Origin of the sequence: Streptomyces doebereineriae, from assembly GCF_031845645.1 — a bacterium.
Lineage (GTDB): Bacteria > Actinomycetota > Actinomycetes > Streptomycetales > Streptomycetaceae > Streptomyces > Streptomyces canus.
On sequence record NZ_JAVREZ010000526.1, the window covers coordinates 1 to 402 of the forward strand.

1 protein-coding gene is annotated in these 402 nt (G+C 64.2%); it reads left to right on the forward strand.

Annotated features, from left to right (window positions below; translation table 11 throughout):
* Positions 1–15: 15 nt before the first annotated feature.
* Positions 16–402 (forward strand): FAD-binding protein (locus RNB18_RS53100; protein WP_394817822.1); only part of this gene is annotated, 387 nt, incomplete at its 3' end.

The window sequence follows — 402 nt, forward strand, 5'->3', positions numbered from 1 at the left end:
GACTAGCGTATATGTGTGTCTGTTGTTACGACTGACGCACAAGCTGCCCATGCCCTCGGCGTGCAGCGCCTCATGGACAGTTACCGCGCCATACCGCCGAATTCGACGATCCGGCTTGCCAAACCCACGTCGAACCTATTTCGCGCGCGAGATCGCAGCGAAGTCAAAGGTTTGGACGTATCGGGGCTGACCGATGTGATCGCCGTGGACGCCGAAGCCCGCACCGCCGACGTGGCCGGCATGTGCACCTACGAGCATCTGGTGGCCGCGACGCTGCCCCACGGCCTGGCGCCGCTGGTGGTGCCGCAGCTCAAGACCATCACGCTGGGCGGCGCTGTCACCGGTCTGGGCATCGAGTCGACGTCATTCCGCAACGGACTGCCGCACGAATCGGTGCTGGAG